The sequence below is a fragment of the Paenibacillus sp. GCM10012306 genome (assembly GCF_042649265.1).
Lineage (GTDB): Bacteria > Bacillota > Bacilli > Paenibacillales > Paenibacillaceae > Paenibacillus_AQ.
Genome location: NZ_JBHRYW010000010.1, coordinates 190,114 through 215,202 on the forward strand (window position 1 = coordinate 190,114; position 25,089 = coordinate 215,202).

Genomic DNA, 25,089 nt, shown 5'->3' on the forward strand with positions numbered 1-25,089 from the left:
TTATCCCCAAGCTTCCCACGTATACGTTCCTGCACCAAATTGACTGTAATAACTAGTGGCTGAAAATCCGTTATCATGAAGATAATGTTCAGCTGCATACCCACCACCCATAGCCGTTCCATTACCTGAAAATGGATATTCGCGTCCACAAGCAAAATAAAAAATAAAATAGTGACTCAAAGGAGGTTCCATATACAAGACAAAACCGAACGGACGGAACCCAATACCATAAACACCGAGATCTTTTTGTGAAACATACGTTGTTCCCTTTGCGTAGTATTTAGGCTGTAAGCTCCCACCTACACCCAATATGTTATAACCAGCTCGGATATTTTCAGTTCTAAGATGTGGTGTTGCTGCAACAACCCAACTCTCCCCACTGTAGTACCCCCGTGGAGGCTGAAAGAAGGTTGTATCTCCCGGCCACACTGTATATTGTTGCGCTGGCATGTGATGGTTTTCCGCACTTCTATTCGGGATCCCTCCGACTACTCCGAAAATAGAAGCGCCCCCTAAGATGTTGTTTGGATGTATTGATGGCTGCAATCCCTGTAATTGGGCTGTAGATACTTTTATTTCTCCCGCACCCATGCCTCCCTTCCGATAGCCTTTCCTTGGGTATACAGCCAAGCCACCATCAGGCCATATCCCAATACCTTCGGGAGAATCTGCCGCAGAGGTTATCTCTGGCATTGTTCCAGCGACGTTAACTCCATTAACATAGGCTGATCTCCCCGTTAGCATATCGGAGGCTGTGGCTGTCGCGTCTGCTGTCGCTGTCCCTTTCATGCCCAATACAGTTTTACCACTCATGATGTTAGCAGCTTGAAAGTTAGCATCAGCGTGAGTGATTAACGCACCCGCGATCTGTCCACCTCTAGTCTGGTATGCACCTAGAGGGATCATAGCAGAAAGCTGTCCAGCTGTTGCCGACACCGTTAGTGCCGCCGTGCTTCCTGCCATGTTCTTCATGGTTCCTTTAGTTCCGGCAATTGTTGTATCTTCTAGCACCTTATCAGCTGGGACAGTTACCGCCTCAACAGCAATCGCTGTATCATATATCCCGGCTGGCTTGACAACCGCTGTGGCCCCCGGAGTAACCGTACCTCCCGTTTGAACCGGGAGTGTACCTGTGATATCTCCCGCATCAGTAGCCGCTGTTCTCCCCGCGCGAATATCCCCGGCTACTGCATTACCGGAGCCACCCGCGCTATCTGCCAAAAAATCCGTACCCACACGTCGGAAAGTATAAGGCTTGCCAACAAGTAATTTACCCGCTGCATAAGCTACGCCTTTTTGATCTTTAAGAGGCACTGCTGCAAGGCCGTTAACACTTAGGGTAGGGTTAGCTCCATTGGCTACGTGCGGAACAATAGTAATACCGAATCCATCCGGTATTGAAGTTGGCGCTGGAGTTAGAGCCGCGTTATAAGCTATAGCTGTACCACTAGTGGCTGCATATCCCGGCTGCCGGATATAGTCAGCTTTTACTGCTGTAACCGCTGCGTTCGCTTTTTCCTGTGCGCCAGCCGGAGTCTCTTTAGCGTTCCAAGTTGATTTTTCTGTGTCAGTGACAAATCTATTTGAAGCATCCTGTGTGATGATAGATGCTGGATGTGTTGCCGGATGGACATAGTTGTTTGCTCCAGCGGCAATCCCATCAAGTTTAGATTTATCTGAAGCTAGCATTAACCCATTTTTAGATGTTGTAACTACACCTTCAATTTGTTTGATTTTATCCTCAACACTACCTCCGCTTGTGAGGACAACGTTGTTTCCCTTCGTTACAGGATAAATGTTATCCCAATCCAATCCATTATGTTTTTTTATCAATATATTTTTTTCTGTCATTAATTAATACCCCTTTGAATTCACTATTCCCATTATACTTCTTGAAACCACACATCAGCGTCTGTTGGTGAAACCGTACCAACCGTTACTTTCGATTTACCGCCCCAAATACTCTTCTCTGCATCAGTAGTAAATCGTTTAGTTGAACTTTCGACTACATCAGTTGCGTTATGAGTATGCGCAGATGGAGCAAATGTAGTTGGCTTACCCGTTACTTCAGAATAATCAACATTACCCCAAGCTGCACTTCCTGCCGTAGCACCAGATTTCAGGACTTTTGCATTGCTTGATGTCCCTGTCGCTGGTACATGCAAGTTACCGTCACCAGATGGATGAACATAGTTGTTTGCACTTGTGGCTATACCATCAAGTTTCGTCTTGTCTGCGGCAGACATAAATCCTGCTGTTGTAGTTGTTACAGTAGCATGTGTTGCTCCTCCCGTACCAACGTGACTTAAAGGAGTAGCATCTGTGATACCATATCCAGCCAAAGTAACTGGTGTACCAGTTAAGCTAGACCAATTTACAGTACCACCACCACCGACTAGCAGCCACGTACCAGATGCATTGTCGAGGTAGATCTTACCAGTGTCAACAGCTATATACATAGCTTTACTTCCCGTAGCAGTTGGTTTAGATGCATCATTACCACTGGTTGTCTTCGTAGGTATAAACCCTAAAGCTGCATTTACATCAGTTGTACTTAATTCAGCACGAATTGTAGCCGAACTTTTATTCTCTACATTGCCAAGTCCCACATCAGCTTTTGTTGTTCCGTGAGGGTTCGTTCCAATAGGATGAATATAAACATCCACATCGGCACCATTTATTTTTATTTTACCATTAGTACTTGATTGAACTTTCGTTGCCCCATCAGTGATACCATCTAATTTTGTTTTTAGAGTATTTGTAAAATCATTAGCCGATAAATCTTTCCCTGCTACTTTATCAACTTTTGATGCTAATTGAGTAGCAATAGTAGCTGCAAAATTGGGGTCTTTGCCCAATGCAATTGCGATTTCTTCTAATGTATCCAGGACAGCTGGAGCAGCACCCACTAGTTTTTTAATAGCACTATCAATATCAGCTTGTGTAACTTTTGCGTTCCACGATAGTCTTTCTGCAGCTGTAATATGAGAAATGGTATCCATCACATGATCTTCGATAGTTTTCCCACTGTTCAATGTAACTAATGTCGATTTCGTTTTTGGAAATAATTCATCCCAATCAGATCCGTTATTGTATTTCATTTGTATATTTTTTTGTGTCATTCAATAGCCCCCAAGATACTTATTATTTTTGTTCATCTTCTTCAAAATATATTTCTGCTTCACCCTTTTTCGTAGAAGCATTGGCAATAATTAATCCGATATATTGTAAAGCACTATCAGACAAGTCTTCCAACCAAAAAAAAGGATTAGCTACATTAGGCTCATCCTTCGACAATATGAACTGATCTTCTGTTAATGTCCCAAAACCATTTCCATCTTGTCCTTTTTTAGCGAGAAGTCTCCAAAATCCAGTGTTAGTAGGTATCTTATTCAACGCTTGGACAGTACACATATAACTCGATCCACCATAAGCCACAATGTTATTTGGATAATATGTTATTGTTGTACTATAGTCCCCCATGAATGTAGTTCTACTTGCTACACTGTTTGCATTAGTAATAGCAGCATTTACGTTAGTAGTTGCAGCATCTGCGTTGGTCGCAGCTATATTAGCTTTATCTCTTGCTGCATTTGCACTTCCAGTAGCAATATTTGCATTGTCTCTTGCGGTATCCGCATTAGTAGCCGCTAGATTTGCCTTATCTCTTGCTGTGTTCGCATTAGTAGCTGCTGTATTAGCATTAGTTGCTGCGTTAGTTGCGTTAGTTGTTGCTGTGTTAGCATTTGAAATAGACTCAGACACATCCACAATCAGATTCCAATTTGCAGCTGTTGTAATTGGAATATTTAATGTCCCATCTTTAACACACATAAATAGCTTTTGGTTGGAAGAATCAACAACAAAATCACCATATTGATACGTAGTGGCAATTGAGTAGATTCCTTTCCAGTTAAATGCTACAATTTTTCTCCAGTAAGTTGTGTTGGTTGGAACAGTTCCCGCGGTAGTATTTAATACACACATATATGTAGAACCGCTATAGTAAACTAGATTTCTAACAAAATAAGCTGTAGATGCACTATAATCTCCCTTATGAACTAAAGAATCCCCTGCACTCTTAGCATAATCCCCCTGTTGTGTAGCATATAGCGCTTTTGTATCTGCATTAGTAGCCGCTAGATTTGCCTTATCTCTTGCTGTATTGGCATTAGTAGCTGCTGTATCTGCATTGGTTTTAGCAGTGTTTGCATTAGTAGCTGCCAAATTAGCAGCATCTCTTGCCGTGTTCGCACCACGAGTAGCGGTATCTGCATTAGTCTTAGCCTCGTTAGCCGCGTCTCTTGCTGCATTAGCTTGCGCTGTTGCTGTATTGGCTGTATTTGCTGCTAATATAGCACCTGCCGCAGCATTATCGGCATTTGCCTTCGCAATATTAGCAGCAGTAGCAGCAGTATTTGCAAGATCAGCTTTTGTGTTAGCATTAGTAGCAGCGTTGTTAGCCGCATCTCTTGCTGCGTTTGCTTGGGCTGTAGCAGTATTTGCTGCTGTAGCTGCATTGTTCGCCAAGTTTGCCTTATCATTGGCATTAGTTGCAGCAGCATTAGCTTTATCCGTAGCAATTTTAGATTCAGCAATTTTTCCATCAATTTCAATTATTTTTTCATTACTTTTATCTACAAAATCTTTTAGTGTTTGCTTTACATTTCCATCTTGCTCTACAGTCCATACTCTTGCAGAACTAACATAATGATTTCCTCTGCCTTTATAAATCGCAGTTAACGACTTACCTTCAGCGGAAGAATGGAAATATACTAAACCTTCGTTATAATCAACACGATATTCATTAACGGCTAGATTGTTGTTCTCAGAAGTAGGTACTTCAAAATAACCAGATATTCTAACTTTGTTTAAAGCAACTGGGATTTCATTAAGCTGCAACACTCCATTGAAGACTTTCTTAGACTCTGTTATATCTATATATGGGTCAGAACTTGTTCCCACGCGATATTTTGTTATGGTGCTATTTTGATAATCGAATGCCGACATTTATTCACTCCTTATTTTAATTTTTTTCATACAATGGTGAGAACGGAGTGGGGGAACAAAAAAACCATTTATACAAATGGCCTAATTTCACATGGTAAGCATGGATATGAAAAAACACGCCAATGAAAACGTGGTTTATTTTTATATCCAAGAATTCCATTCAGTTCTCTCGTCATCATCTAGTATTCTTCCAATAAACCTCTAATAACAAACCCATGGCTTGTAGGCCTGAGTGCTGGAACTACTGGCAGAGTTGAACGTCTTACGTATCAAAACATCGTCAGTAGTGACAGTGTCTTCATTTTCCTCACCCCCTTCACCCTTTAAGATAAAAGCCGTTCCATTGTAGACTAAGGTGCATACCGAATCCTTTTCACGGTAAAAACACAAAATTAAACGCTCAACCAATCACTTATCACAATTTAAACTATTTACCTCGAGGTGAAATTGGTCGAGCATTGAATATGGATCTTAGCTTATCTACTAAACCTAAATTCTACTCAGTCCTAGTCCCAGTAGGAACTTGGGAACTGTAGTGTTTTCTAGAAGCCAACAAAAGTCTTCAGGTATAGTCCCGCATTAATTCTTCCTAATTGTGTAGATGTTAACTCAATCGTATGCCACCCTTTAGTGGTGATCCATTGGGTTACATCCACACTATTTTCCGACCCGTAGTATGCACCGCTCCGATGAACCCCATCAATAAAGATATTTACACCTGATGCGAAGCTACTCTCATAAATGCCGTAATTAATGTCATGGCTATGAGCTGGAATACTTATTGTATGAGTATGATCAATAAAATGAGAGTGACTTAAAACATCGTGACTGTGAGGAGGGATGGTTGTCTGATGGCTGTGGCTACCATCTGAAGATATTGGGGGCGCATAATTTAAATTAGCTGAGTTTCCATGATTATGACTACCTGCGGAGCCACCATGATTATGACTGCCTTCACTACTTGTATAATATGTACCTCCCCCAGAAGGCTGAGCCATCCCAGATACAGAAAATCCGCTAACTATCATTCCCCCAGCAACCAAATGCCCATTCTGAACGATAGCTCCATTTCCATCTATAGAGTACCCATTACCATTCTGAGTTGTAGTAATGGAACCTCCTCCAGCAGAAGCACCCTTACTATACGCTCTAAATCTCTCCAGACTAAAGTTAAGTACGACCTTTCTAATGCTAATCATTCCATCATCAATATAGAATTTAAGTTTTAATCCATGTGTACTATCAACATTATCTGCTAATTGTATGGAGTCTGTTTGTACAATACCATCCTCATTAAGTACAATATCCCCTTGTCTACTAACAATCTTCAAACCATACATACCAGGATTATACCCACCCAACTGCACCCGAATGTTTCCTGCTGGATCTTTAATCGTTAATAGATTCCCTTCTACAGTAAATGTGCCAGCGTCATCACTTATAGACAACTTATTCCCCATAATCAGACGACCTGCAATACGCTCAGCAACAATTCGATCTGGTAGAATGGCCGTACTCCAAGTATTTCCGTTATCCTGAGATAATGCTATTTGCCCATGTTGCATAACCAACAGTTTTTGGGGGTCGTTTGGATCTCTAATAATGATACCTTTACGTGATATTTCTACTGATTCGTTTACTCCCGCCACAATATCATGCTTTACTGCATCCCATGTTTCATTCAGTAACTTTGTAGTTTCATCTGCGGTTGCTTTGGCTCGATCCCAGCTCTTACTTTTGATATCGACAGTGTTTGAGCTACTTATAGACTTATAATAGTTCTTCATGAATCTTTGTTCGTCGGTCAATAAATCTCTCGCATTTGAAACAGTGACATCAATTGTGCTGTTCTCATAATCAAAATCAATCTGAGACACATTTGCCTGAATGCCAATACCCAGACGTTCATGTTTAACCGTCACAATGTCCGCAATATTAAGTTTCTCCCAGTTATGACTCTCCGTCATAATCTCATAAAAATTAACTAAAGATACTTTTGCAACAATCTTTGGTTCTCTAATTTTATCAAATTCAATTTTCCCATCTGCTAGTAGCGTTTTAGCATCAGAATAGTTATCATCGCTAAATTCCTTTTCAATAATGAAAGGATTCAATTCGGTGAGCTGTTTGTCTGTAAGGTTATTTTCCATTTTCAATGAATTTGACAAAATATCCATACTAGATTGAATAGAGATAATCTGAGCTTTAGTAGCACTAATTTCATTATCCTTATTTTTAATTTGTGTCTCCATATTTGTTTTATTAATTTTAATTTGCGTTGTGTCACCACCTGTGGCGTTGGCTGTTGCTAAATTATCATCAATAATATAAAGCTGCGTCTTTAATTGACTAAGTTCAGTTTCTTTGGTATCAAGAATAGCGCGACTACTTGTCATCTGATTTAGGAGACCTGTGTACTCATTCTGTTTCGCAGCATAAAGAGTACTATAATTGATTAATGCTTCACATAAATCATCACTCATATAGTCACTATGCTTAATAAGCTTACCCGAATTATCTTTTTGATATGGATAAATAAAATAGGAAAAATCCTGGATGAAGTTTGTTCCCAAAGGGTTTACCGATTGAATAGAGATTCCCTCTTTACCAAATAGCTTAAGCCTAGTGCAAAATTCATCAAAGTTTAATTCATGATTTAGACTCTGCATCAACATTCCAAATTTAGTTGTGAATCCTTTGTTTTTTCCGTAGTTATTTGGATTATAGAAATGTATTTTTTGATTAATGGTGTCCCAAACAATTAAAGCGTTAAATTTGTCGGCGGCTTGTTGAATGCCTTCAAGAACATTACCTGTAAAACTAATGGCTCTATATTTCAAATCAAACGAAGCATCTACATAACCAATTTTCCATACGGTTTGCTTTAGCAGATCAGAAAGTATTTGACTTAAAGTATAGGATTCCACATTATAATTTTTTATCAATTTGGAAGCTAGACTATAGCCATAACTGAGGCATTCAACAGTTACGCTGTCATCTTCATTGGACGCTTTCGGAATTTTATCAATCACATAATATTCTTTATAATTTCCTTTTTCAAATCTTATAAGATAATGTTCTTTCAAAAGATCAATATGTTTATTTTTAACTAAACCATCTAACTCAGTTAACATTAGCGGTATTTTAAAGCTCAATTCATTTAATGATCCATTGTAGATTTTTTGAGTAATGTTATTATGTACTTCGGGAAGTCTTGCAATAGTCTTCTTATCTGGTCTGCACAAAAAGAGTTTTGGTTTAATAATCTCTGTATTTATTTGTTCGATCAAATCTTCAGCCCCTAATTTACAAACTGGTATCTCCATTGAATCTTACATTTTCCATATATCCTTAAATAGTTATATCCAGTCACAAACGAAGGGAACGCTCCATAAGTGTCGTCAAAATGATAATTTAACGAAATATCTGAAACTATATCTTCTTTCTCACAGTCAATGTCAATAGTTTCATTATTAACTAGATTGACAACTCGGAATGTCTTCCCTCTGTTTGACTCATTAACAATACTAATTTCTCCATCGCCTATTTTCTGGATCTTAATCTGAGGTTTACAAATCAATCCACCTTTATTCTCCACCACAAATTCCATACCATTTGCATTATTTGATGAGCAGTCTAACCATTCAGGTTGATATACCGGAGAATAGGTATAAGGACTAATACTTCTCATTTCGATAGTCACATATCCTTCTTTAAGAGAGTTGTGCAAGAGTCTCGGCTCCCCAGTATATAAAAGGTAATACACTTTATTCCAATCATTCGACAAAACCATAGGTTTATAATACGTTTGCTTTCCAAGCCACCGATAGACTTCTTCTAATTTCCCTTCATCAAAGTTATCAACAAATGCAAATGTTAGATTAACTTTAAATGGGGTTTTCTTTTGTTCAATAAAATATGGAGTATCATTTCCTCTAATCGTCGTTTCATTAATTGTTTGTTCAGGCAGAAAATTCTCTTCCAACATTCCTGTTTCCATATTGACATTAACGATACCCATATCCAAACTTTCAATTCCATCGTATATAAAATATAAGCTATCCCTTATTGGCAATTCTTCACCACCTAAAAATATAAAAAGGTGAGATATGAAATCTCACCTTTCATTTATTTAATTCCTCGTTTTAAATTTTGCTGAACGATGTCAAAGAATTTCTTCGCACCTGTCTCATCGCCAACCATTTTTTCAATCGTCACATTAACATTTATTCCTCCCGAAGAAACAACAGCGCTTGGCGCGGGAGAAAATGGTCTAATTATTGAAGACAGTAAATTGCTTAGATTAACTTTAGATCCTGCAAAAATATCTCTAACAACATTGACAGTATCCAATAATCTGGATGTGTCAGACTCATTCAAGACAAGTTCCTTTTCGTGAGCCAAAAGAAATTTACCTTCTGTGGGCATACTTGCAGGGGTCATCCCACCTGTTTCGGCAGAGAACACCTTTTTCTTTAATTGATCAGAAGTACCATCCTGAAATCCATATCTGTCACGATATTCTTGATTTTTATCATTTAATTCTTGTAATTCCTTTTGCTTTGCACTGTATTCAGATGAATTCTTCCCAAGCCCTTTCATTTCTCCAAGTAATTTTTCTGCTTTTACTTTGTTTTCCAGATACTCAGCCCAGGCAGCATTCCGATTTCTCATTGATTCTAAAGGTGTGTTGGTCTCAGGTTGTACAACTACATTGCCTGTTTCACCAGAAGAACTTGGTTTATTGTCTATTGGAAAACTTTCCGAGTACTTACTGTCTAGATCGATAGAGTATTTTAAGTTTGCTTTCATCTTCTCAGCATAGCCTGCAGAGTTTTGTTCTAATTCTTTAAAGAATTGATCGTAAGCAAGTTTAATCTTATCCAATTCACCCTGAATCAGGATCGTATCTTCGCTCATGAGATTCTGCTTCATTTTGAAAAAATTCTCTTCATCATTCAATAAACCGTCATAATACTCATCATTCTGTTTTTTTAAATATTCCAAATTCTTAATAATGTTTGTATTCTTATCGTTTTCAATTTCTTTTTCGGTATCTACAGTTTTCCTCTTGTCTTCCAACTGCTTTTGTAGATTGTCTTTACGAAGAGTTCTTTCGCGTTCAAGTTTAAAACGTTCAATTTCTTCTGTTTGAGTTGCAATTTGTTCTTGTAATTCTTTAGTATTAGCCCGACCCTCTATAGAGTCATCTTTGGAAAGCTCGTCTAACCTAGTTTGCAGTTTAGCACGAGATGCTATTTTCTTATTTAACTCTTCGTTAAAATCATCCGTAGTGTCTTGAGTGTCCATCAACTTGATTTGAGCATTGATAACTTCCTCAAATCTAGACATTTCCTTATCTAAATTCTCAATCCGTGTTTTATGTCTAGCATCTTCAGCTTCTTTTTCTTTGTCAAAAGCAGCATTTCTAAGCTTTTGCTGCTCTTGAAGCACCCTCTTGTACTTTTCAATTACATTATCTGCATATTTTTCTCTGATAGACTTCAGCTTGTCTTCTTGGTCTATTCCCTGCTTAACCATGTCTTCTGCTTTTTTACGATATTCTTCTCGATCAGTAGGGAGTAGTTCTTGGTTATTTGCTTGAGAAGAATAATATTCAAATAACTTTTTGATTTCTTCTTTGGATTGCTTAATAATAGCAATCTGATTTTTCATCTCTGCATTATACTCAGCAGTTCCTTCTCTCATCGCGTTCAACTTTGTAGATGAAATATCATATTGATAATTCAAGTTGTCGAGTCGATCCTCAAGTGGTTTAGCTTTAGACTTTATCAGCTCTGCATTTAAATTTTTGACATCTCCCGTATAATCTTTAAGATTTAAATCATCAAGAATTGCTTTAAGATTCTTTTTAGTTGCCGCGTCTAAGTTTTCACTTTTCATCAGATTTTCAATAGAAACTATTAGATCATCATTTTCTTTCTTTTGTTTCTTCTTGAGTTCAATCTGATAATTCAGTTCTTTATTATACTCGGGTGTCCCTTCAGCATATTGAGCCATTTTTTTTTGAGATTGTTGAATTAGTTTGTCCATCTCATCAATATGTTCTTTGGTTGCATCAATATCAATATTAAGATTATCAACAAGTGTCTTGTACTTTTCGGATTGAATGTCTGAGCGTTCAGTCTGAAGTTGTTTAATTAACTTTTGCCAATCATCTGATTTAACTCCATAGCGTTTAATTTCTTTGTCTAAATCTAATGCTTCTTGATTTTTAATTTTTTGAATACCACTTTGGATATTAACCTGATATTTATTTTCTTTTTTAAATTCTTCACTAGTAGGATCCAGCTTTTCTTGCCTTTTTTTAGAAGCAGTGATTAAACGTTCTAGTTCTTCGACTGCGATGTCAGCGTTGTACTGTATGGATCTTAATAAATCCTCTACGCTATCAAAACCCTCATTCTTAAGTCGCTCAATATCTTTCTCTTTTTGTTCAGCAGATTTCTTATATTCTTCTGGTGTTAGGGCTTCTATTTTACCATTATTATCAGTTGTTTTTCCGTTAGAATTACTTGAAGAAGTGGGGGTTGATGTGGATTGCACATCATCACTCAGAACACGTTTGCCCGAAGTGAAGCTTTTAGACCAATAAGGATTATTAATATCCTGTTCGCTCAATCCAGTTTTTTGGCCAACATGTTCAAATTTACCATTACCTTTATAAATACCAACATGTCCATTAGCTTTATTAGGATTGGTATCAAAGAAAACCAAGTCACCAGGCTGTAAATCTTCTATTTTATTTATCGTTTTTCCTTTTTTAAATTGAGCAGATGTATCTCTGCCTAAGTCAATCCCCATAAATTGCTTGAACATTTGTTGCACAAATAGAGAACAGTCCGAAATAGCATCTTTAACAAACTCTCCATACGTTCCACCAGACTTATCTTGACTATATTTAAATTTACCTTCTAGTCCAGAAAAAGCAGAAAACATTTTATTTAATGAAGCGTTAGATGTACTGGTTCCAGCTTGATTCCCTGTTGAGGCTGATGAATTAGAAGTAGTATCCGAATTATTGACGGTTCTCGTAACCTTTTTTGCAACTAACTCTGACGGATCAGCATTCTCTACTAATTTTAATTCTTCTTGTTTTAGTCTTATGCTCTCTCGAATTGAATCTTGGTATTCTTTGGAGCTTTTTTGCATCCTTTTGCGACGACTTTCTTCTATATCTTGCTGTTTTTGGAGTTCTTTTAGTTTCTCTTGAACTTGGGTTAGAACTTCAACAGTTTCAGTGTAAGAATCATTAAGCTTATCATTAGAATCCTTAAGTTTATCATTAGAGCTTTTAAGTTTATCATTAGCATCTGTCGTTTTCCCCGCTGATGTTAGCATTGCGTAGTATAAATTTTTTAATTTATCATTCTGCGCTTTAGCTTTTTCAATCATTTGCAAAGTATTTTGAGCTGCTATGATACCCGCCTTATCATGCTGTTTTTCAGCTAAATAGCTTCTAGTTTCGTCCGTGGCCTCAGGATCTCGCATAACAGTACGAATATCTCTATCTACTTCTTCTCTTTTACTTGCGAGGGCTTCCATTGCTTGCGCTACGTTTTTAATTCCTTCGATCTGTATACCATAATTTTTAAGATCCTTAATTGTTTCCTTTTCAAGTCCTGCAACTTGACTTTCTTTTGCTTTGAGAATATCTTTAAAACTTTGTATATGACCATCTCTGAGTTTTATTACAGCCGCTTCATTGACCTTTAAAACTCCATTTTCATTTGATACTGCCTCGCTAAAGCCATCCACTTTTTGCATAAGATTCGCAATTTCATCGGCTGTTAAACTTTTTCCTTGCTTGAGTTTTTGGATGGCAGCATTAAGTGGACTCACATTATCTACTGCCTGTGTAAAACCATTTGACAAATCGGCCATTGCTTGTTCAACATCTTTAGAGCGATCGACGATTGGCTCTAATACACTAGCTTGTTGCTTCAAAGCTTCTTTCGCGTCAAGTATGGATGCAATAAATAGATTAATTCGATTATCTGTTAACCCGAGTTCAGTACCTAATACTTTTATTTCATCTTTTGTTCGCTCAATAACCGATTCATCAGTGCTAATCTGGAGACCATTTAGTTTAGTAGCTAAGCTAGCGATGACAGTAGCCTTATCATTTATCTCTTTGGGGGACAATCCTTCGAGACTCAGATTTGATGTAATCTTATCAATTTGTTTTGTGAGACCATCATCCATCTTGACTTTATTGAGAGAAAGCATATTCTGAACTATTGAGCCCAAATCTGCTCTTAGAGCGTTAGAAGCGGTTGCCACCTTCTGCTGTAATGTCAACATCTTTGTTTCCATCTGATTCAACTGAGACTCGTTAAATAGATTAAACGTTGTGCCCATTACATTACCGCCGAGTGCCATCTTACCTTGCAAATCTGATATTTGTTTTTCGTATTTCTCAACTTCATCTATCTTTTCCTTAAACGTACTTTCGGCATCAAGGACTTTTTGATTTTGATTAAGCTTCGCTAATTCTTCTGCGTATATTAACTCTTCTTTGATGGCGTCAGCATTTTTTAGATGTTTATTCCCTTTATCATCAATAGATTCTACAAGGTTAGGCATAAGTGTCGCTAATTCTTCAACAATTTGGCGATAATTATTTTCTTGCTCAACATCTGCAAATACCATACCATTTTGTGTGAGTTGGTTTAACCTTTCATACTCGCCAACCAGTGCGTTTATCTTAGCAGACTGGGTAGACCAAGAGTTCGCAATGTGTTGTTGCTGCTCAGCGAAAGCTTTCTGCTCTTCTTTGGCTTGTTGATGGGCAGCAATTAATTTGGAGATTGCCACCGTTGCTAATGTAATTACGGCAACGAAGCCCACGCTAAGTACCGTTTGCAGACCTAAAGTTGCCAATTTTGCAGAAGTGGCAGATCTAGTGTACAATTCAGAAAATATTGTTAATGATCTCATCTCTAAACCGGCAGTAGCCAGACTTTCGAATAATTTGTCAACTTTAGTAGCAAGAGTAGCCCGTTTAAAAAATAAAAAAGCAGTAGTTGCTACGCCAACACTTGTTTGCAATCCACCAAAGGTATTGGCCACTTGATTAAGAGTATTAACTAAACCTGTCATTAGATCAATTACGTTGCGAATATCTTCAGATTTAAACATACTGCTCCACAATCCCTCAAGTGCAGCCTTCATTGTGTTTATATGAGCTTCTGTTCCTTGCTGATATAGTCCGAACTTCTCTGTTGATATACCAGCACTATCTAGTGAACCTTTGTAAAGATCGACGGATTGACCATAATTCTGCATCAAACTTGCGAATTGTGCACTTTGATTGGAACCTGCTAATGTGGTTGCAATATAAGCCTGTTGCTTTGAGCTAATAGAATCCCATCTAAGGCCAATTTCATCAAGTATTGTACCAAAATTCCGAACATTCCCCCCTTCGTTTTCGAATGCAACCCCAATTTCTGCTAACGCCTTTGCTACATCGTTTATTGTTGTGCCGTCTGTCGAATTAAGGCCAGTTTCTTTGAAAGATTGCATTCGTTCGAGGATATTCTTGATCGAGTTACCAACAGCATCTGCAGATTCTTGTGTGTTTGACGATAATGTAGCTACCCATGAGGATACCTTTTCAAATTCAATGCCGACTGCTCGTGCTGTCCCCCCAACACTCTGCATGGCCTTCCCAATGTCATCTGCTCCTGCAGCTGTAGCATCGCCTAGATAACTAAATACGTCCGCTGCCCGATCAAGATCTACATTCATTGAACTGACAGTATCATTAAGAGTCTGTGCGCTTGTACTAAATTCAAGATTATTGATTGCAGCAAATTTCGCTGCCGATTCCAATCGGCTAAACATCTGCTCTTCATTGAAGCCTTGATTTGCTAATTCGACTGCTCCTTTTGCAATTTCACTGGTTGTGATGCCCATCACCATACCTAGATTGCTAAATTTAGAGGCGTACTGTTGGATTTCACTTTGCCCTTTCATATAAACTGTAGACAATTTTGTAAGGGACTTATTTAGCTCATTAACATATGTAATTCCTTCTTTTAATTGCTTAGCAATAAAATCTTCCTTAATATCCACACCAACAAAATTAAGTAAACTCTTAATTGGGATACTCAATATCTCTCCTCCCTTCTATCACTCACTGCACTTTTTAATTCATTATTCAGTAAATTAATTAGCGTCTGATTGATATTTATCTTATTTATTTTTTTCAAAGAAGGATATTCACTTAATGCTATTATCACTTCATTTATAGCTTTCGAACTGGCGTTTAAGTCTAAGCTCTCCTGTATTTTTAATGCTAATCGCCCATCTGCCATTACATTCACATCCTCTTATGAAAGCTCCTCATTCTTCGCATCGTCCAATGTTGCTCGGATTGCCATTTCACCTATAAGCTCTCCAGCACGCTTGCTGACCTTCTCAAGCTTCTCATGCACTTTCTTGACTTGTGCCGGATCAAATTGTTCCATAACTGCATCCATTATGCCGGTGTTATATAGAACATATGTGATATCTATAAGTTTCTGGATCTCAACTACCTTCTTTGAAATCGTCGGAACATCAGAAAATTCTCTAAGAATAAGCAAATTCAAAACAGCTATCGTTCCGCGAATTATTTCATCAGTCAACTCGGAACTTTTACTTACTTCCTCTAAAATAGAGATATAATCCAATACCAATTTATCCACTACTGCATCTTTAAAAGTGACACTAATGTTGACTTCGTCATTATCTTCAAGGATGTAAATCTTCCGCTTCTTATCAAGTTCTTTGTTGATTTTATTAATTTTCGCAGTCGTAAGTTTAGCCATTTTTTATATCTCCTTTTTTAACTTCATATTTTAAAAGTGTCTCTAAGACACTGGTTACAGTCCTCTTTCCACATAAATCAAGAAAGCTCTAGCTAATGTCTTAAAAAAAGGGAAAGATAGCTCACTGGCTACCTCTCCCTTAAAGCTTCCTATTTATTAAATCAATGTCGAATCATTGTAAATAACCATTGTGTACATTTCTCTACTCTTTGCAGGTTCCAAAATTTCAAGTGGAATATCAAATACCGAAGGATCACCCTCAGCACTAGTATCAATCTTCCAGTTATCTTCCATTTTAGCTTTATTAATAACAATCTGTGCAGCATAATCTTCCTCATTCACAGTATCACGTACGAGGCAATCCAAGACGACCTTGTATGAACCGGCAAATTTATCAGAAGATACGGTAATGGTTTTAGCTGTAGCATCCGTAGCAACCTTATAGTACGCTACAATTTCAGTTCCGTCTGCTAGATCTCCTGTGAAGAATGTAAGTACTTTTTCAGCCAATGTATATTTACTTGCTACCAAGGTAGCTGTAGTATGTACAAGCTCTTCACCATGGGTTCCATCCGGATTCAGTTTATATACACTGATCAGTCCAGCCGTAGCTTGTACCGGTGTATGGGCAAGAGTTGCTTTATTACCGGAAACCACAAGCTCTTCTCTCTGAATGACTTTTGTTGCAGCATTTTTGATATCATTACCTGTCATCATTGCAATAACTTCATTTGTAAATACGCAATCTTGTAGAGTCACTTTTCCTCCACGAGTACTCGAAAAAGCAACAATTTTAGAATTCCCACGTCCGCCGACAGCGTATTTTGTTTCTCCGGTATTCTCAATACCCGCAGTTTTCAAGTTTTGAAGTTGAACTTTTGCTTTCCCGGTTTTCAAATCATAAAATGTAGCAAGTGCAACCTCTTTAATAGCCCAAATGTTAGGTGTTGTCATGTATAAATTCCTCCAAATTAATTATCAATTTTGTTAGCCCAATGGATATCAGGCAATTTAATATTTTTACTTTCTATGGTTCCGGCATAAATACCAGAAATTGTGTGTTCATAGTTATCAATGTTGTTTGTGGAAAAGAATCCATTGTAGATTTGATAAATGGATAAGTCGAAGACTTCTCGTATAGAAATCCCATTAGACTTCCAGCCTAGCCCTGTTGCCATACTCATCAAATCGATCTTCTCTTTTTTAGGAGGCTGTTTTGTTCTATTCCTAAAAATCATATCAATCATTTCTTGAGCCTTCGAGTTTGCGGCTTTAAATTCAGGTTTATTCTCATTTTTAATATGATGGGCAAGTTTCAATATATATTGAATATCATCAAAATTATTTCTGTTGATAAACCCAGTTGAGAATTTAATAGAAACATCTGTTTCACCTTCATGTAATGTTGGCTCTTCTAAGAAGAACAAATGTAGTCCGTCGAATGCCAACTCTCTGAACTCTAAACTATGGTAGCAATTAGAAAAGAACACATCGAAATTAGTGATGCGATCGTCGTCAAACTCCTTGTTAAATATATCTTTATTAATCAATAGAACGGATAAATACTGGTAATATTTAGATAAATCCCTTTCAGCTACAGTCCTAAAGGACGGAAGAACTAGGTCGGGGGCTCCCTCTATACTTATTGGAACATTTGCAATAAGTTTAAGCTCGATATCTTCTTTATTTAAAGTCAATTAAATTCACATACCTTATAAACAACATCCATTCCCATATACTTCTCATTCACATAATACTCATCCATTTTATTGAATTCCAGTTTACCAAAACCAAGCCCCCGAATATTATTCAGGGTTTTATCGATCTCAGATATCATCAAATTATATCTAAGACCATGATCTGTTCTTATTTTATCCACATGGCAAAAAGCATGAATGTAGATTAAACCTGACTTGAATAATGGGTTGCTTGTTTTACGGTAATCTTTGAACTCAATCGTAACAAAAGCATTTTGGGTATCTTCAATGGACGGGACTTTAGGATAAGGATACAGTTTTTCATAAAATAATTCGGATGTGTCCTCAATGTCTGGCATATCCAGAAAATTATCATTAGAATACTTTAAAGCTTTACAAAGATTCTGAGAGGTTGCTAGTTTTTGCATTATCGTCTCTTTATCTTTACTTAGATTCTCAAATTTGTTCAACAGCTCACACCCTAAATTGCAGATTGAAGTTGTATAGCCAATGCTCTTCAAGGATATTCAATTCACAATTTGTCCTTTTCGATAATAATTCTCCTCTTTTGTCCAAGAAAATCAGACTCATTCAATTTCTTCAAATCAAGCTGGTATACTTGTATTGCTTTCTAACCCCCAATATAATCACCTCCTTTCAGGTAGTTTAAATTTTTACTTTGCCCTATTTTTAATTGATCAGAATAGGAGAAGCCAATACCTTTTTAATTGGCAATGCTGCTCAAAAAATTATTTTTCCATCATTTTAATGTTGTTGTCATTAAGTTTTCGTTTTTGGTTCCTGGCACTTTTTTCAATCTTCTCGTCTTCGGAAGCTAGAACTTCCATCGCTTCATCCCAATACTCAGATGTGCTATAAGATAGATATTTATTTAGTATCTGTTTCGAATCATTTGTACAACAGTTTGCATTCTCTCCCTTAAACACCATTATCCTTTTTTGAATAAAGACTTATATATCAAGGATATTTTCGTTTTTCCACCTGAAAGACTATATCTTAAATCCATAAAAAACCTTGATACATAAGGGATACAAAGATTCCAAAGAACGTTACTCAATATATAATTCTTATTTTTATTTATATAGTTCTAACTCTTTCTTTTTTCTTTCTCGTTTATTTCTTTCCGCACAAGCTTTGCAATATCTTGTGCGGTTACTTGTTTCTACCTCAAATTTAGAAGAAAGACGATTTCTTTTGATTTGTACAACAGTTTGCATCCTCTCCCTTAAACACCATTATCCTTTTTTGAACAAAGCCTTATGTACCAAGGTTTTTTTCGTTTTTCCGCCTGTAATAACATATCTCAAACTCTTAAAACCCCTTGATACATAAGGAAAACAGAAACACCAAAGAACGTTACTATATTATATATAATTATTTTTACTTCTATAATTCCGAACTCTTTCTTTCGTTCTTTCTCGTTTATTTCTTTCTGCACAAGCTTTGCAATATCTCATGCGGTTACCTGTTATTACAACTCTTTCTCCGCAACTTTCACATTGCATTGTGCCATCCCTAAGATTACTATTGATATTCTTTATGATCATGTCACCAAAACTCGACCATAAAGTAGCCTTATACTTACTCTTTTTCTGATCATAAAGATAATCCACCAAAATATCTACTATATATGATAAGTCATCAGTAATTTTCAAATGCTCGTCACGGATTACTTTATATGGATAAAGATTGTCGCCCGTCATATCATCTTCAATTGGCTTAAACTCTATAAATCGCTTGTTTTTATCATTTTTAATATATGTTTCAATTATTTTCTCTTTTAACTCTGAATGATCTTCATGCGACTTTCCACTCATTAATACTCTATAATCAAAATGACCTACATTGGCTGCTTTAAAATTCAAGCGTTTCTTAGGAATAATTCTTCCAATTCTGTTTACAACAGAATTATTTATCTTCTCTACCTCATCATCATCTTTGTCCTTAGCATAAATAAAAAAGAATGGCACTTTCTTACTTGTATACTTCTTAATGTTCTCAGAAACTTCTTTAGGTCTTTTAGGTTTATACAGTGTCTTGGCAAAGTCGATAGTGAAGTTATTTTCCATGCAAAGCTTCTTGATCACATCTAACTCGAACTCTTCACTGTTCCAGACCTTAGAAATGTTATTGCTTATTGTTCCAATATTCCCACCCATATAAGCTGAATTTAAACCATTATAGATAGACTCAGTAGTTAGTATCTCAGGATCTGCTTTTTTCATTTCATAATAAAGAGGAACAATTCCCTTCATATTTCTTGCCGCAACTTCGACCAGCGTTTCGTCCTGGCATACTAGAGCTTTATCACCATCACAGTCGAATTGAAGGAGTTTGCTAATAGGATCATGACAGCTTGTATAAAGACTCTTCGTTACAAACCATCTCTTCTTTTCTTCATTCACTGTATTTCTTCTTAAAGCATGCTCACGATAGAGATGGGGGCTTCTAAGACAGTCAAGCAATACGTTGTCTTTATACAAAGAACAATAAACTTCGTTATTGTTAAGCAATCCTATAGGGTTCTCTGATTTCAGAATCAATTTCTCACAGAAGGCATATAAATCGGGTGATATAAAGGTATATTTACCGTCAATCCTTAGTTTTCCAGACTTGGCGTTTTTGATCATTTTTCTCCTTGTTTCTTTTAGAACTTCTTTACTATACTCATCTTTTAGTAACTCAGGATAAATTTCTAGTGCCTGTTGGAAGTAATTCTTCTTCGTGTTAAATTCCGTAACGCCAAGTATCTCCAGCATAGTTTTTTTATCTGACCCAGCTTTCTCAATCATCGAGATTGATGGGATACACAATTTTAATAGCTCCTCATCTGATGTATCAACAAGACTCTGAAGCATTTGATAGTTTATCTTTGCTTTTTTTATTCTCTCTTCCTCTTCGTTACATTTTCCGGCTTGACAGTTATGTTGTATGAATAGATCTTGATACTCTTTCCATGAAGCAAAAAACTTCCACATCTTAAATTGACTTTTAGTGAATATTACTTCAATCTTATCCTTCAAAATATCATGTGTAATTCCATAAATATCTTCGACAATACCATACTTAGAATACTTTGCTACTTTATTATGTTCCCTTATGAATTTGTCGAAAGGAAATGGCATCAGTAAGCCTTTGATCCATGGGCCTCGGACCATAAAAGGTTTTTTACTTTTGCGCGGAAGAATCATGCCACAACCATCGGTATGCTCGATTGGAATGTCCATAATTTTTCGCTCAACCTCATATGTCAAATCGCTTATAAAATCAACCTCAGAATTGACTAAACTGTTGAAATCCTCTACAACAATACATTTTTTAATGTCGAAGTCTTTCCATTGTTCTGTGGCACTATTACAGAGTGCAAGATATGCCAAATACTTATTCACATTGATGCCACCATGCTCATTGATTCTATCTACGCTAAGACCACACATCAAAGTATTGCAATACCTCTGGAAAATTGTTTCCTTAATGAATACAGTTTTCTTTGTTCTGATTTGACCAGCACTCGCTGTAAAACATATGTATTTTTCACCGTGAAGCATGAATCCGTCTTTTATCAGATCCTCTAAAATACTAAAAAAATATGCTTGAACAATAATAATATCAGTTGTGATGGTATTCGGATTAATCTTCAACACTCTTGTTAATACAGAATCGAAAACAGAGACTATATTTTTATCAGCAATGTAACTCTCACGAAGGTTTCTGATTGATTCATTAAAATTAAATTCATATTTGATACGTTCCTTTAGCTGATTGTTTCTTTTGTTGTAATGCTTTATTTTTAGTGTAAGTTCGGTATATATTTCTAAATATAGATCATTTTTTTTGTCCAGCTTTTTTCTCTTTTCGACTAGAAGGTTCTTTTTTAGTTGTCCACGATTCATTAAATCCTGGATGCGTTTTTCCTTATCATTATAAAAAGCACTAGTGTCTACACTGTAGATCATAACTTGTTTATCTAGACTAATGAGAATATACCTCCCGAAGTTAATATGCTAAATCTCTTGCAAAAAGAAATACAACTGATGTACTTTCCTTCAACCCCCTCCTAAACAATAAAATATAATAATAAACTTATTTTCTTTTTAATAAAATAAACACATTCATTTCGGCCTATCTATGTATAGCTAATCTATAAAGTACCTCCTTATGTTATATTACACAATACAACCATCATTTTTTTGTATATACTTATTTTCACTTTATTATTTCACAATTCATTTTGACTCAGCGGCAGGATCAAATCACAGCGAAATCTCTATAGAAGATTTTGTTCTGCGAAAAGAAACCATGATTACACCTGTGTTTTTGCCGAAATGTTCTCCCGGTTTAAATCGATTGTATACTTCAGTCACGAAAATCCTTAAAGTATTTCCCTAATCTTGGTTAGAAAAAACACCTCCTTTCTATTAGTAGAACTATTTTTTCTCCACAATCTCTTGTCAGACACTCTGTTAAATCCACCTTGTAAATACGTAATTTGGTCTGTATCTTTATAACTTTAATCTCATTACTTTTTTATAGTTGTTATAAGAACTTAATAATATTCAATCATACCCAAGCTGTTGATACTAAAGGTACCCTCGGCAGCACTGGATAATATAGCAGTGTATATTGTTTGTCCGTTATGATTGCCACAGGACATATTAAGCAGCTTTGCCCCTTCATTGTAATTAACGTTCAAGTATTCCTCCACACGTTTGCTGAACGCTTCTGGGGCGCCGTAAGCACGATACATGCAGTCACTGAGAATCATCTCACCAGTGATATCCTCTTCATACTCTTCGTGCCAAATGAAGCGTCCTTGAGGTGTGTTAATAATCGTACCCTGTAGATGATAATCGCTATATGTTGCAAGAGAGTTGATATCCTCCCAAGTAGCAATCCGATAAGCATGTCCAGATGCAGTTGCATCCTGTAGAGTTGTGAATATATATTCTGTAATAATAGGATTTTCATCTGTAATAACAGCAGCATAATACAGTGTGATTTCGGATGGTGATGACGAATTGTAGCTCATAAAAACTTTTGTTGAATCAATCTGATTAATCGACTTAGCTGCTATGGATGATAATGTCATGTTGTTCCCTCCTATGTAGCCTTTTGGCTCTACCAATATAGTTATTTATTCCTATTTAAACCATTTATTTTTTCCTTATTTACATTTAATTCAAATATTCACTAAATTGAAACAATGTCGAACTGCGATGTAATTATTGTCGAATTCTAGCTCTTTTTGATGAATTTTCTACGTGTCACGTAATTATCGTTGTTAAGCGAATATGTGTGATATTGATATCATAATAGTGAGATTCTTATAGCCGAATATCATAGGTGTATGTTGCGGTTTTATTTCCTGAAAATTCTCTAGGATGATGTCTCTGTTACAAGAACTTCTAGATCAAGTCAAATAGGTGGTGCTTTGGCAGGTGGCATTCTTGCTGGCGGTGTTAGAGCTGTCATAGGTCCACTACATTAAATGCCAAAGAGTTTGTTTTCCTTATTATACGATCTTTTACAAAGGACGAAGATTTTTTCAAGTCTGAAAATTGGATGATTTAGAGCTTTTTTTGGCATTTAACTTTCATGGGTAAAATAGAAACATAAACCAGTTAACTAAATTGGTACCTGACACAATGACATCTTAAACGATCAAATTCTATATCAAACTAAAGAGACGCATAAGTGAAAATTCACTAAGCGTCTTTTTGTTTTTTAACTCTGCGCAAATATTTATTTTCAATATGTTAAGGATATATAGAGTGCGCACATCAATTTTTTTACAAGTGAGGAAGAAAAGAAACAACTGGGGGAACAATAAATTTACAACGGTTTATTATATTTTACTAAGTATTAGGCATGTCCTTCGAATTGGTTTTCATGGATTGAGGACATACAGCAGTACCATTAATGCTTAACTTTAGAGTACCATAGTTGATCTTTTAGAGCATTCAAGCGTATAAATATCATCTGGTACTTATTCATATTTATTGAAAGTTTATATTCTGTGACTTTCAACTGGTTCAACAGTATGATGTACTGGAAAGCCCTTGCCCTTGCTACACAAGGATATTTCAAACTTATATAGATCAAAATAAACTTGCTTTTTATTGATAAAATTTAGCTGTTTTCAGTTGGATTTTCTTAAAATCCACGTTAAATCATGAACCCACTTCTCGTCAAATCCATACAATGCTGAAGAGCCTTGAAAATGACAAGAATTTTCCTTGAAAGAGGCATACCCCGGCGTTATACTAGACAAGGGTTTTAAACTGGACGACAAGATGAGGTGAGAGGATTATGGAGGGCGACCCGAGTTCGCAGCTCAGTGTACAAAACGAACAACCACACAGGATTAACATCAGCTTGCCGGCGGCGGGAGCAGTTCTTCTTCATGCCCTCGAAACGTCATTTGCCGCTTCACCCTGACATGACCCCGGCCAAGCTGATTTTTTCTCTGTGCTTTCATTAGCATGTCCCTGAAGAAGACAGGGATCGAAGGAGTGAATCAGATGAAAATCCGGCTGGTAAACGCAGGGGTTTTTACACCTATTGATGATATTAATGAAACATTGTCTCCCCCTGCTGAGGGATTCTATTGGATCGATGCCGATGTGGAGGACCTGGAACTCATTCAGCCCATGTTCAATCTGCATGATCTCGCCGTTGAGGATTGTCTCAGCGAAGAGGACCAACGTCCAAAAATTGAAATTTACGAAAATCACTACTTTATTGTAGTGAATAGCATCCGGTTCGATGATGAGGAGATTTTCCTCCGCGCACTTAACGTCTTCCTGGGAAGACATTTTATCATCACCGTGACGAAGCAGAAGATCAATGAGCTGCGTGTCCTGAAACCAATGCTGTGGGAGCAGGAAGTAAGCGAGCCTGATAAGTTCCTGTATCTGCTCATTGACCTTGTAGTGGATAACTATTTTTCCGTCGGCGATCGGATTGAAGTCCGGATTGAGAAGCTGGAGGAAGATATCCTCATGCATACGAAGAAATCACATCTTAGTGAAATCATCGGTCTGCGCAGTGAAATTTTGTGGCTCAAGAAAATGCTCGGTCCGCAAAAAGAAGTCATCAATACGCTGAACAAAAAGGATCTCCGGCTGATCGATGACCAGCTTCAGAAGTATTTCAGCGACATTTATGAGAATGCCGTCAAAATTTCTGAGACCTTTGAGACGTACCGCGATCTGATGGGCAACTTACGAGAAGCTTATCAGTCTAGTATCGCGAACCGTGCCAATGAAATCATGAGAGTTTTTACCGCCATTACAACGATATTCATGCCTCTGACAGTCATAACCGGTATCTACGGTATGAACTTTGACCATATGCCCGAGCTGCACAGCAGATATGGCTACTACACCGTAATTGGTCTGATGCTGACCCTCGGCTGCGGAATGCTTTATATTTTCCGTAAAAAAGACTGGCTATGAAGGATTAATAACGAAAGCACAAGACGAAGGAGTTCACACCCTATGGGTATGGTTCCTTCGTCTTTTTGG

14 protein-coding genes are annotated in these 25,089 nt (G+C 37.0%); 1 reads left to right on the forward strand and 13 read right to left on the reverse strand.

Annotated elements, in window-relative coordinates:
• The 13 genes from ACFORK_RS21300 to ACFORK_RS21360 all read right to left on the reverse strand — a co-directional run bounded on the left by ACFORK_RS21300 (nucleotide 1) and on the right by ACFORK_RS21360 (nucleotide 22,652).
• A complete protein-coding gene (locus tag ACFORK_RS21300; RefSeq protein WP_379202746.1) occupies nucleotides 1–1,689 on the reverse strand; it encodes a hypothetical protein in 1,689 nt (562 codons plus the stop codon).
• Between the two features lie 194 nt (nucleotides 1,690–1,883).
• Nucleotides 1,884–3,122, reverse strand: coding sequence for a hypothetical protein (locus tag ACFORK_RS21305; protein ID WP_379202748.1), 1,239 nt, complete (start codon nucleotides 3,120–3,122; stop codon nucleotides 1,884–1,886).
• A 22-nt stretch (nucleotides 3,123–3,144) separates the two neighbouring features.
• Nucleotides 3,145–5,010: a hypothetical protein gene (locus ACFORK_RS21310; protein ID WP_379202750.1), complete on the reverse strand. Its 1,866-nt coding sequence runs from the start codon at nucleotides 5,008–5,010 to the stop codon at nucleotides 3,145–3,147.
• 542 nt (nucleotides 5,011–5,552) lie between these two features.
• Nucleotides 5,553–8,300: a phage tail spike protein gene (locus ACFORK_RS21315; protein ID WP_379202752.1), complete on the reverse strand. Its 2,748-nt coding sequence runs from the start codon at nucleotides 8,298–8,300 to the stop codon at nucleotides 5,553–5,555.
• Between the two features lie 11 nt (nucleotides 8,301–8,311).
• The gene (locus ACFORK_RS21320) at nucleotides 8,312–9,085 is read right to left on the reverse strand and encodes a phage tail domain-containing protein (RefSeq protein ID WP_379202754.1); all 774 of its coding nucleotides are present in this window, start codon (nucleotides 9,083–9,085) and stop codon (nucleotides 8,312–8,314) included.
• A 53-nt stretch (nucleotides 9,086–9,138) separates the two neighbouring features.
• The gene (locus tag ACFORK_RS21325; protein WP_379202756.1) at nucleotides 9,139–15,147 is read right to left on the reverse strand and encodes a phage tail tape measure protein; all 6,009 of its coding nucleotides are present in this window, start codon (nucleotides 15,145–15,147) and stop codon (nucleotides 9,139–9,141) included.
• Nucleotides 15,144–15,350: a hypothetical protein gene (locus ACFORK_RS21330; protein WP_379202758.1), complete on the reverse strand. Its 207-nt coding sequence runs from the start codon at nucleotides 15,348–15,350 to the stop codon at nucleotides 15,144–15,146. Before ACFORK_RS21330 ends, ACFORK_RS21325 begins: the two co-directional genes overlap by 4 nt.
• 15 nt (nucleotides 15,351–15,365) lie before the next feature.
• Nucleotides 15,366–15,845 carry a hypothetical protein gene (locus ACFORK_RS21335; RefSeq protein WP_379202760.1) on the reverse strand — a complete coding sequence of 160 codons (480 nt, stop codon included), beginning with the start codon at nucleotides 15,843–15,845 and terminating at the stop codon, nucleotides 15,366–15,368.
• A gap of 156 nt (nucleotides 15,846–16,001) precedes the next feature.
• Nucleotides 16,002–16,799, reverse strand: coding sequence for a hypothetical protein (locus ACFORK_RS21340; RefSeq protein ID WP_379202762.1), 798 nt, complete (start codon nucleotides 16,797–16,799; stop codon nucleotides 16,002–16,004).
• A 17-nt stretch (nucleotides 16,800–16,816) separates the two neighbouring features.
• A complete protein-coding gene (locus ACFORK_RS21345) occupies nucleotides 16,817–17,542 on the reverse strand; it encodes a hypothetical protein (protein WP_379202764.1) in 726 nt (241 codons plus the stop codon).
• Nucleotides 17,539–18,012 carry a hypothetical protein gene (locus ACFORK_RS21350; RefSeq protein WP_379202766.1) on the reverse strand — a complete coding sequence of 158 codons (474 nt, stop codon included), beginning with the start codon at nucleotides 18,010–18,012 and terminating at the stop codon, nucleotides 17,539–17,541. The genes ACFORK_RS21345 and ACFORK_RS21350 overlap by 4 nt, the downstream gene beginning before the upstream one ends.
• A 915-nt stretch (nucleotides 18,013–18,927) precedes the next feature.
• The gene (locus tag ACFORK_RS21355; RefSeq protein ID WP_379202768.1) at nucleotides 18,928–21,519 is read right to left on the reverse strand and encodes an RNA dependent RNA polymerase; all 2,592 of its coding nucleotides are present in this window, start codon (nucleotides 21,517–21,519) and stop codon (nucleotides 18,928–18,930) included.
• A 590-nt stretch (nucleotides 21,520–22,109) separates the two neighbouring features.
• On the reverse strand, nucleotides 22,110–22,652 hold the full coding sequence (locus ACFORK_RS21360) for a hypothetical protein (protein WP_379202770.1): 543 nt from the start codon (nucleotides 22,650–22,652) through the stop codon (nucleotides 22,110–22,112).
• A gap of 1,432 nt (nucleotides 22,653–24,084) precedes the next feature.
• Between ACFORK_RS21360 and corA the strand changes: the two genes are divergently transcribed.
• Entirely contained in the window at nucleotides 24,085–25,020 is a 936-nt protein-coding gene (gene corA, locus ACFORK_RS21365; protein ID WP_379202820.1) for a magnesium/cobalt transporter CorA, read from the forward strand.
• The last annotated feature ends 69 nt before the right edge of the window (nucleotides 25,021–25,089 follow it).

Bases quoted from the DNA above. Each gene is read 5' to 3' on its own strand.
- ACFORK_RS21300 (WP_379202746.1), bottom strand. From the start codon at position 1,689: ATGCTAGCTTCAGATAAATCTAAACTTGATGGGATTGCCGCTGGAGCA.
- ACFORK_RS21305 (WP_379202748.1), bottom strand. From the start codon at position 3,122: ATGACACAAAAAAATATACAAATGAAATACAATAACGGATCTGATTGG.
- ACFORK_RS21310 (WP_379202750.1), bottom strand. From the start codon at position 5,010: ATGTCGGCATTCGATTATCAAAATAGCACCATAACAAAATATCGCGTG.
- ACFORK_RS21330 (WP_379202758.1), bottom strand. From the start codon at position 15,350: ATGGCAGATGGGCGATTAGCATTAAAAATACAGGAGAGCTTAGACTTA.
- ACFORK_RS21335 (WP_379202760.1), bottom strand. From the start codon at position 15,845: ATGGCTAAACTTACGACTGCGAAAATTAATAAAATCAACAAAGAACTT.
- ACFORK_RS21340 (WP_379202762.1), bottom strand. From the start codon at position 16,799: ATGACAACACCTAACATTTGGGCTATTAAAGAGGTTGCACTTGCTACA.
- ACFORK_RS21355 (WP_379202768.1), bottom strand. From the start codon at position 21,519: ATGATCTACAGTGTAGACACTAGTGCTTTTTATAATGATAAGGAAAAA.
- ACFORK_RS21360 (WP_379202770.1), bottom strand. From the start codon at position 22,652: ATGACATTATCATCCATAGCAGCTAAGTCGATTAATCAGATTGATTCA.
- corA (WP_379202820.1), top strand. From the start codon at position 24,085: ATGAAAATCCGGCTGGTAAACGCAGGGGTTTTTACACCTATTGATGAT.